Origin of the sequence: Muribaculum intestinale (assembly GCF_002201515.1) — a bacterium.
Taxonomy (GTDB): domain Bacteria; phylum Bacteroidota; class Bacteroidia; order Bacteroidales; family Muribaculaceae; genus Muribaculum; species Muribaculum intestinale.
In genome coordinates this window covers 1,670,525-1,685,032 of record NZ_CP021421.1, presented here as the reverse complement: position 1 = coordinate 1,685,032, position 14,508 = coordinate 1,670,525, and the positions used below count along the sequence as shown (strand labels likewise).

The window sequence follows — 14,508 nt, the reverse complement described above, 5'->3', positions numbered from 1 at the left end:
TGGGGGTATTTACTTGCTAAGGAGTTTTAGACGCAGCTGCCGCAGTTCGCTCTCGAGCGAAGCGTCGAGGCGCTCGGAGTTGACGTCGACGATGAAGCCGCCGATGATTGAGGGATCGGTCAGGTGGGTGTACTCCACAGTGGCGCCGGGGAGATGACGCTCGACCAGGGCATGCAGCTTGCCGACCACTTCGGCGGGCATGTCGGTGGCGGTGACAATCTTCACCAGGCAGATGTTGTTGGCCCGGCGGTAGATGTCGAGATAGCGCAGGGCTATCAGGCGCACGATGTCGATGCGGCGGTTCTCCACCAGCAGCTTCAGGAAGTCGGCAAAGACCGTGTCGGTGCTCTTGGCGCATGCCGCTGTGGTGAGCAGGCCGGTCTTATCTTCGGTAGCCACAAACGGGTTGGCGACTACTTCCTGCAGGCGGGGCTGCCCGGCAAAGGATGCGCAGAGGCATTTCATCAGCTCATACACCCTGTCGGCCGCTCCCTTTTCGAGGGCGAACTTGTAGAGGGCTTTGGCGTAACGGTTGGGGATAAGACCTTGGTCCATGTCGGTTGTCAGTTGTTGGTTTCCATTTCATCAAGGAGGGAGTCGACGAGCTTGGTCTGGGCCTTGCGGTCGGCCATCTGTCCGCGTACAACCTTTGTAGCGATATCGAGGGCAAACGAGGTCACCTCGTCGCGGAACTGCTGACGCGCTTCCTTGCGCTCCTGCTCGATAGATACCTTGGCGGCGTCCATCACTTTCTGGGCCTCCTTTGAGGCTGCGGCACGCGCTTCCTCGATTATCTCGGTTTTCATGCGGTCGGCCTCGCGAAGTATCTCGGCCTGCTGCTTGCGCGCTTCGTCGATATACTTGCTTGCCTCCTGGCGGGCGTTGTCAAGCTGCTCTTTGGCATTCTGCGCATACTCCACACCCTTGTCGATGAGATCGGCGCGGTCGTCGATGCTCTTCATGATGGCAGGCCAGCCCCACTTCCACAGTACGAAGAAGAGGATGGCGAATGCCACGAACATCCAGAATACCAGGCCGAATTCAGGCGTGAATAGTTCCATTTCAGGGATATGCTACAGATTAGAGGAAGAATGCCAGCACGCAGACGATGACGGCGAAAAGAGCCACACCCTCGATAAGGGCGGCGATAACGATCATGTTGCTTCGGATGTCGCCGGTAGCCTCGGGCTGACGGGCGATAGCTTCCATGGCAGCACCGCCGATCTTGCCGATGCCGATACCTGCGCCGATTGCTGCGATAGCTGCGCCAAGACATGCTCCGATACCTTTGAGACCTGCGTCGATTGCTGCGATGATTAATGCTGTTAACATAATTGTGTAGGATTTATGGGTTAATATTTTCTATGACTTTGGGGTGAGGAGATTCATGAACGGGTGGTGGTGGGCGCCGCGGGGACCTCGTGGGCATCCTTTCCATGGTGACCGTCTTCCTGCGCAAGACCGATGAATACGGTCGAGAGCATGGTGAACACGTAGGCCTGGATGAAGCTCACGAGCACATCGATAAGGAGCATGAACACCGAGAATATCAGTGACACCACCAGAGTGCCTCCGGCTGCCGCAGCGCCGAGAGCGCCGAGGATGAAGATGAGCAGCGTGAGCACGATTACTATGATGTGGCCGCCCATCATGTTGGCGAAGAGACGCACGGTAAGCGCCGCCGGCTTGGTGAACACGCCGAAAAGCTCGATTACCGGCATGATGGGGATGGGGAATTTCAGCCACAGGGGCACATCGGGCCAGAACACTTCTTTCCAGTAGTGCTTGGTGCCGAATATGTTTACTATGAGGAATGTAATCAGCGACAGCACGAGCGTCACGGCGATGTTGCCGGTGATGTTGGCGCCGCCGGGGAATATTACCATCAGGCCCAGCAGGTTGGCCACGAGTATGAAGAAGAATACCGTGAGGAGGTAGGGGCCGAACTTGCGGCTCTTGGCGCCGAGGGTGGGCTTGATTACACCGTAGTATATGAACTCGATAAGGGCCTCGATGGCACCTGTGGCACGGCGGGGAGCCGTATACCCTTTCTTGCGGTACCATGCGGCCACATCAAGCACCATCCACATTACCAGCAGGCAGGCGATGAATATGGCGCAGACGTTTTTGGTGATGGAGAAGTCGAGGGGACGGTACTCCACCATCTGTGTCTGTCCGTCGACTACCTCGGGACGCATCCCGACGAGCTTGTTGTGCCACTTGCTGTCGTGGCCTCCGAGACGGAATGTCATCTCGGCACCGTCGGAGTCGGTCACAGTATAGCTGTGTCCATGGCCGATACGCGACGAGCTGAAGCAATGCCAGTCACCCTGATAGTCGCGCACGATTACCGGCAGGGGTATGCGCACGTCGTGGCAGAAAGGCACTTCCCAGCCGTAGCCGTCGCCCAGATGCTCGAAGATAATCTCCTTGGGGTCGATTTTCTTCTCTTCCGAGCGGCTTTCGGCTTCTTCCGCCTGCGCCTCGGCACGCACGCCGGCCTCGTCCGCAATCAGCGACAGCGGGGCGGGGAGCAGCACGGCCAGCAGGAGGGCAAGTAGCAGGATGGTTCGTTTCATATCAATAGATGCATACAGATATTATGTCGTTGTCTACATCGACTATGCCTCCGGCGACATCGATGCGTGCGGAATGTCCGTCATGGTCGTATACCACAGGACCCGGCACAAGAGTGGAGATAAGCGAGGCATGGCCTGGAAGCACCATGAATGTACCTTCGGCTCCCGGAAGCGACACTTTGCCCACTTCGCCCTCGAAGAGGACATCCTGCGCGGAGATTACTTTGAGCACCATATCCGTATGAGTGTTTTAATTGCCTTACAATCTTGTTGGTTACTTCACTTCGGCAAGCATCTTCTTGCCCTTGGCGATGGCATCGTCGATGGTGCCTACATTGAGGAACGCCTGTTCGGGATACTCGTCCATCTCGCCGCTGAGAATCATCTTGAAGCCGCGGATGGTCTCGCTCAGGGGCACCATCACACCGGGGAGGCCGGTAAACTGCTCGGCCACGAAGAACGGCTGCGACAGGAAGCGCTGGGCGCGGCGGGCGCGGGCCACTACGAGCTTGTCCTCGTCGGAGAGCTCGTCGACGCCGAGGATGGCAATGATATCCTGGAGCTCGTTGTACTTCTGGAGCAGCTGCTTCACAGCCTGGGCGGTATTGTAGTGGTCCTCGCCGATGATGTGGGGGTCGAGGATTCGCGATGTCGATTCCAGCGGGTCGACGGCGGGATAGATACCGAGCTCCGAAATCTTACGCGAGAGCACGGTGGTGGCGTCGAGGAAGCTGAATGTTGTGGCGGGAGCGGGGTCGGTAAGGTCGTCGGCCGGCACGTAGATAGCCTGTACCGAGGTAATCGAACCCTGCTTTGTCGAGGTGATACGTTCCTGGAGGGCACCCATCTCCGAGGCAAGTGTGGGCTGGTAGCCTACGGCCGAGGGCATACGACCCAGAAGAGCCGACACCTCGGAACCTGCCTGGGTGAAACGGAAGATGTTGTCGATAAAGAGGAGGATGTCCTTGCCTCCGCCATCCTGGTCGCGGAACTGCTCGGCGACGGTAAGACCGGTAAGAGCCACACGCAGACGCGCGCCCGGGGGTTCGTTCATCTGTCCGAACACGAGGGCTGCCTGCGACTCGGCCACCTGCTTCATGTCGACATCGGCAAGATTCCACTCGCCTTTCTCCATGCCTTCGGTGAATTTCTCACCATATTTCATAACGCCGCTCTCAATCATCTCGCGCAGCAGGTCGTTGCCTTCGCGGGTACGCTCGCCCACACCGGTAAACACCGAGAATCCGTTGTGGCCTTTGGCGATATTGTTGATAAGCTCCATGATGAGCACCGTCTTTCCTACGCCGGCACCGCCGAACAGACCGATTTTGCCACCCTTGGAGTAGGGTTCGAGAAGGTCGATGACCTTGATACCGGTATAGAGAATCTCGGTACCGATGGTGAGATCGTCGAACGCGGGGGCGGGCTGATGGATGGGGCGCAACGACTCGCGATTAAGTTCGGGCAGGTGGTCGATGGCATCGCCGAGCACGTTGAGCAGGCGTCCCTTCACCTGGTCGCCGGTAGGCACCGCGATAGGACGTCCGAGATTCTCCACGCGTACGCCACGCTGCAGACCGTCGGTACTTTCCATAGCCACACATCTCACGGTGTCCTCGCCGATGTGTTGCTCGACTTCCAGGATGAGGTCGGTGCCATCATCCTTGGGTACACGCAGAGCCGTGTAAATAGGCGGGACGAGATTGTCCTCGCCTTCGAAGGTGACGTCGACCACAGGGCCGATCACCTGAGCTACTGTTCCGAATTTATCGCTCATTGTTAGGTATATGACGTTGAGAGGGGGTTAATATGCGTTTTGTTACTGATTAGAAGTGGAGGCCGAAGCATACCACCAGCACCATCAGCACGAGGTTGACAAGGTTGATGGGGAGGAGGTATTTCCACTCAAGGGCGAGCAGCTGGTCGATACGCAGACGGGGGAATGTCCACTTGAACCAGATGATGATAAACGAGATTGCAATCGCCTTGGCTATGAACCATATGGTCGAAGGAATCCAGTCCATCACGCCGTTGAAGGCATCCCAGCCCGGGATGTGGAGAGGGGCCCATCCGCCGAAGAAGAGCAGGGCGGCCACGCCCGATACGATAAAGAGATTGAGGTATTCGGCCAGATAGAAGAAGCCGAAATGAATACCCGAATACTCTGTATGGTAACCGGCGGTAAGCTCGCTCTCGGCCTCGGGAAGGTCAAACGGGCCACGGTTGGTCTCGGCAGTACCGGCGATAATGAAAATCACAAATGCGATGACAGCGGGAATGTGGCCCGAGAATATGAACCACATGCCGTCGCTCTGCATCTGACATATCTCAGAAATCGACATCGTGCCTGCGAAAGCTACCATTGTAATAACCGACAGACCGAGAGAAAGTTCGTAGCTGACCATCTGTGCGCCCGAACGGAGAGCACCGATAAGGGTGAACTTGTTGTTGGACGACCATCCGGCGAGCAGTATGCCGAGCACTCCTATCGAGCTGACAGCCAGCAGGAAGAAGATGCCGATATTGAAGTCGACAATCTGCAGTCCGCTACCCCATGGGAGCATCGAAAAACAGAGCATCGAGGCCAGAATCACCAGATAAGGCGCCAGGGCAAACAGGAATTTGTCGATATGGTTGAGCGAGATAAGCTCCTTGATAAGGATCTTGAACATGTCGGCTACCGACTGCAGCACACCCCATGGGCCCACACGGTTGGGGCCTCGGCGGCACTGGAATGCGGCGCAGACCTTGCGCTCGAAGTAGATGTAGAAGAGTGCGAGCACCGAATAGGCAAGGAGCAGCAGCACGCCGATGAGCACACACTCAATGGTCACGGCCACCCAGGGTGCGCACCATGAAAGAAGCCACTGATTGAGCCACTCGGCTCCGTGAGATAGTTCTAACATATATCTTGATGTTCTTTGTATTCTTTACTTGAACTGATTATATCCTCGTCCCCGGCCGATCAGCGGTCGATATCGGGCACAACGTAGTCGAAGGTACCTCCGATGGTGATAAGGTCGGCAATCTTGCCGCCCTCTGCGGCGTGGGGAACGATGCCGGCGAGATTCATACACGGAGAGTTGAACTTCACGCGCCAGGGCTTCTGGTCGCCGTGGCTCTCGATATACACGCCGAATGCACCGCGGCTGGCCTCTACCTGCTGGAACCAGTGTCCCTCGGGGAGCTTGATAATCTTGGGCACCTTGGCGCAGATGTCGCCGTCGGGGATGTTGTCGACAAGCTGCTCGAGTATGCGGCAGCTCTGCTTGATTTCCTCGACACGCACGAGATAGCGGGCCATGGAGTCGCCTTCGGGGAGGGTGATTTCATCGAACTGAAGCTCGGAATAGATGCCGTAGGGGGCAGTCTTGCGCACGTCGCAGGCCCATCCCGAGGCACGTCCTACAGGGCCGGTGGCTCCGTAGCTGATGACATCCTCCTTGGAGAGCACGCCTACGCCCTTCATACGGTTGTGGGCAATGACGTTGCCGGTGAATATGGTGTCGTACTCCTTGATTGCCTTGGGCATGATTTCGAGAAGTTTCTTCACGTCGTCGACGAAGTCCTTGTCGAGGTCGTCAATCACACCGCCGATGCAGTGGTAGTTGAATGTCATGCGCGCGCCGCAAGTCTTCTCGAATATGTCGAGTATGCGTTCGCGCTCGCGCAGGGTATAGAACAGCATGGTGGTAGCACCGAGGTCCATACAGAATGTGCCCATGAACAGGAGATGCGAGCTGATACGCATTAGCTCGTCCATCATCACACGGATTACCTGTGCGCGGCGGGGCACCTCAAGACCCATCGCTTTCTCGATACAGAGGCAGAGGCAATGACGGTTCTGCTGGGCCGAGAGGTAGTCGAGTCGGTCGGTGAAGTGGAGTGTCTGCATGTAGCCGAGTCCCTCGCAGAGTTTCTCGATACCGCGGTGGATATATCCGAGATAGAGGTCGATTTTCTTGATGGTCTCGCCGTCGACTGCTGTGCGGAAGCGGAGCACGCCGTGTGTGGCGGGGTGCTGCGGGCCGATGTTGACCACGAAATCCTCGGGGGCGAATACCGTGCGCTTCTCCTTTACGATTGTTCCGTCGGGCTTCTCTACATAAGAGTATGTGATGTCGTCGACAGCCTCGTGGTCGAGACGCACGGGGTTGGTCTCGGGCGATGCGTCGTAATCCTTGCGCAGGGGGTATCCTACCCAGTCGTTGCGCAGGAACAGGCGCCGCATGTCGGGATGGTTGATGAAGATGATGCCGAAATAGTCGTAGACCTCGCGCTCGTAGAGGTTGGCCACATGCCACAGGTCGCTTACGGAGTGGAGCATGGGCTTCTCACGGTTGTCGGTGGCCACGCGTACCGATATGTGGTGGCCGTGGCGTGTCGAGGTGAGGTAGTACATTACGCCGAGAGTCTCGGTCCAGTCCATACCTACAAGCGACACGAGGTAGTCAAAGTCGAGTTCCGGATCCTCTTTGAGGGTCTTGGCCAGTGTATGCCACTTGGCATCGGGAATATTCACCAGCAGCCATTCCCCCTCCTCGAAAACGGCTTCGGGGAAGAGCCGGGCGATGTGTTCCTGAACGTTTGCCATATCTATGTGATGATTGGTGCGTTAATAATTATTTGACGGTTGCAGAAGTGAGTGGATTATTCCGACATGCCTTTCTCCTGCTCCACACCCTCTTTTACGAGGGCTGCGGCGGCATCGCGTGCGGCGAGGAATGCCTCGCGCTTCTCCTGACGGTTCACTCCGCCGAAGAATTTCTCCACCTTAATCTTGCGGGAGAGCTGCATGATACCGTATATCATGGCTTCGGGGCGCGGAGGACATCCGGGCACGTATACATCGACGGGGATTACCTCGCCCACACCTTTTACTACATGATAGCTATGCTTGAATGGGCCGCCGGAGATGGCGCATCCGCCGCATGCAATCACATACTTGGGCTCGGCGAGCTGGTCGTAAAGACGACGCACTACCGGGGCCATGCGATGCACGATTGTGCCGGCCACCATCATGAAGTCGGCCTGACGGGGCGAGGCACGAGCTACTTCCCAGCCGAAGCGCGCCATGTCGAAGCGCGCCGCTCCAAGTGCGATAAACTCAATACCGCAGCAACTGGTGGCGAATGTGAGCGGCCATATAGAGTTACTGCGCCCCCAGTTGATTAGCTTGTCGAGCGAACCGACCACGACATTTGTGCCGTTGGCGCGCAGCTCGCTGACGAGCGATTCTATATATTCATTATCCTTAAACTCGGCATAAGGCATGCCCTGTGCAGTTACTTCCATTCAAGAGCTCCTTTCCGCCAGGCATATACGAGGCCCAGCACTAAAATTCCGAAAAATACAGCGATGCAAAGCAGACCGTCGGTGCCGAGGGCTCTCATGTTGACAGCCCAGGGGTAGAGAAACACGGTCTCTACGTCGAACATCAAAAACAGGATGGCATAGAGATAGTAGCCGATGTGGAACTGCGCCATGCTCTCGCCACGCGTAGGAATACCGCACTCATAGGCCTCGCCCTTCTGAGGATTGAAGCTGCGCGGCGAGATGAGCCCCGCGAGCACGAGCGCCAACGCCACGAGGGCAACACCTGTAAGGGCGCCCACCACGGCGAGAGTAGAGTTCTGAATACCAAAAATTAATGATACCATATAATGATTCAAAATATATCTGTTTTGCCAAGGCCGCATTAACACCGCGCGCCTGAACGGCCACGGAATGACACGGTAAAGATAGAATATTAGCGCGGCGCGAGATATATGTACTGTAATACCACGTACAACACGCTGAATTTCAAGGAATAAACTTTAAGGTTGACAATTAGCAAATTGCTTTCTCCTAAAATCTTTGCAAATATACAGATATTTTTTCAAATGAAATCGTGTGGAATGCTCCAAACTTGGACAAATGGGACGACAAGAGTTAAATAATCTTAAAACATAAAATTCCGTTTAGCATCCAAGTGTGTGAAAAGCGGAAGATTAGCATAGTTTTATTTCATGTACTAACATCAGCAAGTATTGCATATCGATAACATATTATTGTATATTTGCAAAGGAATTACAATCAACATCTTAATCATACATAAATATGAAGACACGGTACAAATTTGACGAGTGCTGGAAAGAGGCATTGCGCCGGCTCGGTGACAGCGCCGGACATGTGGAAGCGCAGATACGACGATATCTCGAAGAGGGCACAGAGCCGGATATCGCCGACCTGAATTATTACTACGAAGGATTCGTGGCCGTATGGGTGCTTATAAAGGCCCAGATTGATGCTCGCAAAGAGCGCAATGCACGCGCCCGTGAGCGTCGCCGCATGCGTCGCGATGCTATCCTGGAGGCAGAGGAAGCAAAAAAGCGCCGCCGTGAGGCGGAGGCTGCACGCAAGGCGGAGGCTGCACGCAAGGCGGAGGCTGAGCAGGCTGAAAAGCAGCGAATAGCAGACGAACGTAAAGCCCGACGCCGTGAGGAACGCCTGCGCAAAGTCGCTCCGCGCCGCGACAGTATATCGTCATCGCCGGCCATGACAAAACCGGCGCCCTCCCCTACCCCGACATTTGCATCTCGTTTCCGCGGCCCGGGCATCGCAACGCCACGGGTGGCAGGGTGGCAATAAGATAAAGTTTCAGGCAATGCAGGGATTGTCGCCGGGCTACGCCGGGCATATCAGGGTGGGTCGGAAACCCCACCCTGCGAACCGCTAACGCGGCTCTTGGGTGGGGCTAACGTTGTGGACGCCCCCAAAGGGGCTATGCGCTAACGCGGGGAGTTGCCTGACGCCGACATAACATGAACCGACTACTATCCAACTCACCTGCCCACAGAACCCTACGCCGTATAATAAAATGCCCGGAGGGTGATACGATAGACCGGAGGGTGATGCAGCAGACAGGATTGATACGACAGCAGCCTATGCAAATGCCCGGATGGTGATACGATAGACCAGAGGGTGATGCAGCAGACAAAATGAATACAGCAGCAACCCAACGCGTTAGCGCATAGCCCCTTTGGGGGCGTCCACAACGTTAGCCTATGGTAAGCGCCGCCTTGGCGGTGCGCAGCCATAGGTGTGACGCAAATCCACTCATCTCCGGCCAGGCGTAGCCCAGCGACAAACCAATACGAAAATGAATGCACCGTCCCACCTCCCCCATAGGGCCCTACACATTATAATAAAATGCCCGGAGGGTGATGCAGCAGACAGGATTGATGCAGCAGCAACCCAACGCGTTAGCGCATAGCCCCTTTGGGGGCGTATACAACGTTAGCCTATGGTAAGCGCCGCCTTGGCGGTGCGCAGCCATAGGTATGGAGCAAATCACCTCATCTACCGCCCGGCGTAGCCCGGCGACAAACCAATACGAAAATGAATGCACCGTCCCACCTCCCCCATAGGGCCCTACACATTATAATAAAATGACCGGAGGGTGATGCAGCAGACAGGATTGATGCAGCAGCAACCCAACGCGTTAGCGCATAGCCCCTTTGGGGGCGTCCACAACGTTAGCCTATGGTAAGCGCCGCCTTGGCGGTGCGCAGCCATAGGTGTGACGCAAATCCCCGCACCTCCGGCCCGGCGTAGCCCGGCGACAAATCAGGATGCGCCCACCGGGCGATAAAATAACGAGGCTGCGCCGTAAGGGTTGGTTACGACGCAGCCGGGGAAGAGACATAATCGGAAGGATTATGTCGGAATCCAGATGAAACTGTTTTATTCTATTACATAATGTAAGCGCGGAGCATCGGCAAAGGCGCCCTCCTTAACCACATTGAAGCTGATTGTCACCTTATGGGTGCCTACAGCGCCTGTGAAGTTGGTGTTGGGGCCGTCCCAGATGAGATTGTCAAGTTCGCCGCCGAGCGAGAATGCCCAGTTGGGTGCGGCCGGATTGGCCTGACCACGGAGTTTGAACTCGCCTGTGGAGGTGAAGTTGATGTCGGCCGAGAAGGTGGCGCAGTCAGCGGCGTCGGTAGCGGGCTGAAGCACCTGCACGTCAGCGTCGCCCCATCCGCCGGTAGCGGTACCGATAAGCTCAAACTGCTTGATGGGAGTGGCTGTAACCTCGCCTGAGAGGATGTTGAACACCCATGCGTAGATACCGTCGGGCAGACCCTCGATATTGCCGGAGGAAGAACCCGAGCCTACAGTGCCGGTATACGACTTGCCATCCTCGCTAACCGTGAACGCGAAGTTGGCCCATTCCGCACCACCCCATGAGGGTTTGTCGGTCATCTTGCAGCCCCATCCGCTGAAGGCCACGAATCCGCCGTAGTTGACATAATCCTTGGTGGTGAGGACTGCCGGAGCGACGTCGCCTCCCTGAGCGTTGCCGAGGATATAGACTACCTCATAGGCGAGCTTGATATCGTAGGTGGGGCGCAGTTCGGTATAGTTGTCGTTGGGGTTGGTGATGTTGATGGAGATCATGTAAGGCTCCTTCTGGACTACGTTGATGGTGCCGGGCTGTCCGCCGAGCACAAGGCTGCCCTCGGTGTCCTCGGCCACTTCGGGGCCGAAGCACTGGGCGGCAACGGGGTTGGCCACCATCGAGCCGGGCACTACCTTCCAGTTGATGCCCTCGAGGTCTACATCGAACACGGCAGAGAATTTCGGATCGTTCCACACGGAAGCGCCGGAATTTTTCATCTCATATCTTACCGACGGGTCGTCGGCATTGACAATCCAGTAGCTGTTTTCGGGAGCGTAGGCATACTGTACGGGCTTGAAGCTGACGGTACCGGTAGTGCCGACAGTGCCGAGCAGAGCCGAAGTCTGGTCCTTGACAGAGTATGCGTCGAAGCGCACAGCCATGGGCTGAGCCGCGTCGCTTGGACCATAGAGTCGGTGGAAGATCACATTGAAGGCTTCGGCCGACAGACCGAGAGAGCGCAGAGCGCCCGACTGGGCGGGGAGCTCGGTGAGCACGGTGTCGATGCGTGCGGCGGGATTGGACAGGTCGGCCTCGGATTTTGCCACGAGCATGCTCACCTGAAGGTCGTATCCGGCGGGCTGCTCATCGAGACGGCTGATGTTGAGCACGGGCATCATCTTGGCGAGGTCGGTCTTCTCGGCATTGACGTCGAACAGAGAGCCGGGAGCGTATACGTCGGTGCCCGACACAGCGTCGGCGGGGAGTACGTCGGGCTGTGGAGTCACCTGGGGCTCTCCGGTGTATTCATCGTCGGAGCAAGCGGCAAAGCCTACGGCCAGCACACCGAGAAGCCATATATTTGAGCGAAGTTTCATAAATGTCTGTGGTTAATATTGATTTTTGGAAACTCCTCCGGAACCGACAGGGACGAGCCTTGGCGGCTCCGGAGAAACTGTATGGTTTATCACTCGGCGTCGGGACCCGACACTGCTTTGAAAGTCACATTCTTGGCCTTGAGGTTGACGGTCATCTTGACCCATCCGCCGGCCCAGTCGGCAATATCAAATGAGCCTTTGCCCTCCATGATGTCGCCGGAGAACACGCCGTCGGTCATCTTGATGGCAACAGGAGCGTCATCCTTCTGGGGACCCCAGGAGTTATCTTCCCAGTTGTCAAGAAGCGTATAGAAGCGGAACTGGAACTTACCTGCGGGAATATCGAATGTGCCATGGTAAATCTTCGAGTCGATACCGTCCTTGCTTTCGAAGAGCATCCAGTCCTTATAGTGCTCGGCATTGGCGGGAGTAGGACCAACCCAGCCTTCGGGAGCGCCCACGAGGTAGATCCATCCTGGCTGACGCACTGTAGGATAGCCGATAACGGTAGCGAGAGTGACCACATTGGACAGAATCGAATACTTGTCGTATGTGCCGGGATTGGCTGTAGGGATTGTAGAGAGCACGCGGCAGTAGAGAGGGCCGGTATAGCACTTGTCCTCGCGTCCCTTGTACTGCTCGATATCGTCGTAGCCGAGCATGGCCGAAATGCCGTCGGCAATATCCTTGGCACTTGCGGCAAACGATACGCTCTGCGACGATACAGGAAGCTGATAGTAAGCACGCTCGTTTTCAGCGCTGTAGACGAGGGGGGCCACCGAAGCAATCTCGGAGGGTAGTTTCTCAAACGACGGGTCGAGCGATATCTGGAGCGCGTAGTCGGGCACGATGGCTACTCCATAGTCGGGCTGCGAGAGAGTGAAGTCGACACTTCCGGCAGTCTCAAGCACGATGGTCTGGTTGGCCATCACGGGGATATTGAGAAAATCGTGGTTGGTGGGATAATCGGCCTTGGGCTCGGTGTCGTCGGAGCATGCTATGAATGCCATGGCGACAGCGGCGAGAGCAAGGTATGAAGTTATCTTTTTCATAAATATGCTTGAATGATTGAGGTAAAGCGATTAATAGCCGGGGTTCTGTCCCAGAGTGGAAACATACTGTGTGGGGATTGCATAGAGGTTGCGGTCGGCCGAGATGGCTCCGACGCCAAACTCAGTGCCGCCCTTCCACGACCAGTTGGCTGTAGTGAATTTGCCGAAGCGGATGAGGTCGGTGCGGCGATGTCCCTCCCAATAGAGCTCGCGCATACGTTCGTCAAGCAGATTGTCGGCATTGAGAGCCGCGGGAGCAAGGCCGGCACGTGCACGCACACGGTCGAAATAGCTCTGTCCGTTGCAGCTTACACCCTTGAGCTGGCACTCGGCGAGCATAAGGAATGTGTCGGCAAGGCGGAAGAGGGGGAAGTCGGCCGAGTTGAATGTGTTGACCTTTACAGAGCCGTCGGTGTTATAGTAGTTTTCTTCGGGAGTGTATACATATTTGATACACATCAGGCCTGAGCCGCCGGGCATGCCCCAGTCGCCGATGTCGCTGAGGTCGTTGGAGAGACCCTCGTCCCAAAACAGCCAACGGCCATCGCTCTTGGTAATCGTGCTGCCAAGCTCGGGACGCACGCGCGGGCCTCCCCATCCTGTGCCGTCGATACCGAGGCGCTTCTGAAGGTCGGCGCCGATGTTGGCGTTGTAGGCACCCATGCCGAGGTAGGTTGTGCCTCCGTAGCTCTGAGTGTAGGAGTTGTCCTGAGGGATGGCCCAGAGAATCTCTCCGCCGCGGGCATAGCGGTCGTTGGTGGCGCAGAAGAGGTACTTGTACTCCTTGCCGTCGTTCTCACCGACGAGAGTGTTGATAGTCGATACAATCTGCTGGCATGCTGCGGCACACTTGTCGTACATGGGAGTGCCGGTATATACCTCGGCGTTGATGTAGAGCTTGGCGAGGAGCATCAGGGCGCCTTCGCGGCTCACACGGCCATATACCTGGTCGGAAGCCTTGGGTATTCCGCCGTTGATGGCGTCCTCAAGGTCGGCGACGACTTTGGGGAACATCTGGGCGCGTGTCTCGGTGGGAGGAGTCACACCGATGGGCGAATCCTCGGTAGTCCAGGGACCGCGGCCGAAGCAGTCCATCATATGATAGTAGGCAAGCGCGCGAACCACGCGAGCCTCGCGCTTCATGAGAGCGATTTCGTCGGCCGGGATAGGATTCTCAACCGATGCGGCCTTGTCGATAGTGCGCAGAAACTCGTTGCAGAGATTAATCTGAAATGTGAAGCGCGACATAGCCTCATAAAGCCAATGGTTGTCGGGGCTCCATGTGCAGTAGTCGAGCTCGTCGAGACCTGCGTCGTTCCAGTTCTTACCGATGAAAGCCTCGTCGGTACAGAGTTCCTGGAGGTTCCAGAGCTGGCGGGTGTATACACCGGCGCCGCCGTCGTCGACGGAGATGTCGGAGTTGTTGTTTACACCGGCGATAGTCAGTCCGGCATAAATCTGGGCGAAGTAATTGTAATACTCCAGACCGTTGGTAAGGTCGGTGCGCTTGCTTGGGTCCTTCGGAGTGATGTCGAGGTCGCCCACGCAGGATGTAGCTCCGACAGCCAATGCGGCACAGGCGAGAACGGTATATTTTATTTTATTCAGTTTCATGA

The 14,508-nt window shown here is 56.5% G+C and carries 15 protein-coding genes; 2 read left to right on the top strand and 13 right to left on the bottom strand.

The features are described from left to right. Positions 1-9: 9 nt before the first annotated feature. From ADH68_RS06830 to ADH68_RS06785, 10 genes are read right to left on the bottom strand one after another with little or no spacing between them, the layout of a single operon-like run. On the bottom strand, positions 10-555 hold the full coding sequence (locus ADH68_RS06830) for a F0F1 ATP synthase subunit delta (RefSeq protein WP_068961449.1): 546 nt from the start codon (positions 553-555) through the stop codon (positions 10-12). Between the two features lie 8 nt (positions 556-563). After that, complete coding sequence (gene atpF, locus ADH68_RS06825) at positions 564-1,061, bottom strand: F0F1 ATP synthase subunit B (protein ID WP_068961450.1); 498 nt, start codon at positions 1,059-1,061, stop codon at positions 564-566. 19 nt (positions 1,062-1,080) lie between these two features. Further along, on the bottom strand, positions 1,081-1,332 hold the full coding sequence (gene atpE, locus ADH68_RS06820) for an ATP synthase F0 subunit C (RefSeq protein WP_088294794.1): 252 nt from the start codon (positions 1,330-1,332) through the stop codon (positions 1,081-1,083). A gap of 53 nt (positions 1,333-1,385) precedes the next feature. Further along, positions 1,386-2,579 (bottom strand): F0F1 ATP synthase subunit A, encoded by a 1,194-nt coding sequence (gene atpB, locus ADH68_RS06815; protein ID WP_068961452.1) that lies wholly within the window; start codon positions 2,577-2,579, stop codon positions 1,386-1,388. A 1-nt stretch (position 2,580) separates the two neighbouring features. Beyond that, positions 2,581-2,814, bottom strand: a complete 234-nt coding sequence (locus ADH68_RS06810) for a F0F1 ATP synthase subunit epsilon (protein ID WP_068961453.1) — start codon at positions 2,812-2,814, stop codon at positions 2,581-2,583. Positions 2,815-2,853: 39 nt separating this feature from the next. After that, on the bottom strand, positions 2,854-4,356 hold the full coding sequence (gene atpD, locus ADH68_RS06805; RefSeq protein WP_068961454.1) for a F0F1 ATP synthase subunit beta: 1,503 nt from the start codon (positions 4,354-4,356) through the stop codon (positions 2,854-2,856). Positions 4,357-4,405: 49 nt separating this feature from the next. Then, positions 4,406-5,485, bottom strand: a complete 1,080-nt coding sequence (nuoH, locus tag ADH68_RS06800) for an NADH-quinone oxidoreductase subunit NuoH (protein WP_068961455.1) — start codon at positions 5,483-5,485, stop codon at positions 4,406-4,408. A 59-nt stretch (positions 5,486-5,544) separates the two neighbouring features. Continuing rightward, positions 5,545-7,173 carry an NADH-quinone oxidoreductase subunit D-related protein gene (locus ADH68_RS06795; protein ID WP_068961456.1) on the bottom strand — a complete coding sequence of 543 codons (1,629 nt, stop codon included), beginning with the start codon at positions 7,171-7,173 and terminating at the stop codon, positions 5,545-5,547. A 56-nt stretch (positions 7,174-7,229) separates the two neighbouring features. Next, on the bottom strand, positions 7,230-7,874 hold the full coding sequence (locus tag ADH68_RS06790) for an NADH-quinone oxidoreductase subunit B (RefSeq protein ID WP_068961457.1): 645 nt from the start codon (positions 7,872-7,874) through the stop codon (positions 7,230-7,232). After that, positions 7,865-8,239, bottom strand: coding sequence for an NADH-quinone oxidoreductase subunit A (locus tag ADH68_RS06785; protein ID WP_068961458.1), 375 nt, complete (start codon positions 8,237-8,239; stop codon positions 7,865-7,867). The genes ADH68_RS06790 and ADH68_RS06785 overlap by 10 nt, the downstream gene beginning before the upstream one ends. 439 nt (positions 8,240-8,678) lie before the next feature. Here ADH68_RS06785 and ADH68_RS06780 point away from each other — a divergent pair, with 439 nt between their 5' ends. Together ADH68_RS06780 and ADH68_RS13925 are read left to right on the top strand one after the other, a co-directional pair. Further along, a complete protein-coding gene (locus tag ADH68_RS06780; RefSeq protein ID WP_068961459.1) occupies positions 8,679-9,209 on the top strand; it encodes a hypothetical protein in 531 nt (176 codons plus the stop codon). A 173-nt stretch (positions 9,210-9,382) separates the two neighbouring features. After that, a complete protein-coding gene (locus tag ADH68_RS13925; protein ID WP_157517407.1) occupies positions 9,383-9,526 on the top strand; it encodes a hypothetical protein in 144 nt (47 codons plus the stop codon). Between the two features lie 778 nt (positions 9,527-10,304). On the opposite strand, the gene ADH68_RS06775 is transcribed toward ADH68_RS13925, so the two are convergent. The 3 genes from ADH68_RS06775 to ADH68_RS06765 form a co-directional block, all read right to left on the bottom strand. Continuing rightward, on the bottom strand, positions 10,305-11,840 hold the full coding sequence (locus ADH68_RS06775; RefSeq protein WP_068961460.1) for a hypothetical protein: 1,536 nt from the start codon (positions 11,838-11,840) through the stop codon (positions 10,305-10,307). 89 nt (positions 11,841-11,929) lie between these two features. Next, positions 11,930-12,892, bottom strand: coding sequence for a hypothetical protein (locus ADH68_RS06770; protein WP_068961461.1), 963 nt, complete (start codon positions 12,890-12,892; stop codon positions 11,930-11,932). 30 nt (positions 12,893-12,922) lie between these two features. Next, positions 12,923-14,506 carry a RagB/SusD family nutrient uptake outer membrane protein gene (locus ADH68_RS06765; protein WP_068961462.1) on the bottom strand — a complete coding sequence of 528 codons (1,584 nt, stop codon included), beginning with the start codon at positions 14,504-14,506 and terminating at the stop codon, positions 12,923-12,925. Positions 14,507-14,508: the final 2 nt, after the last annotated feature.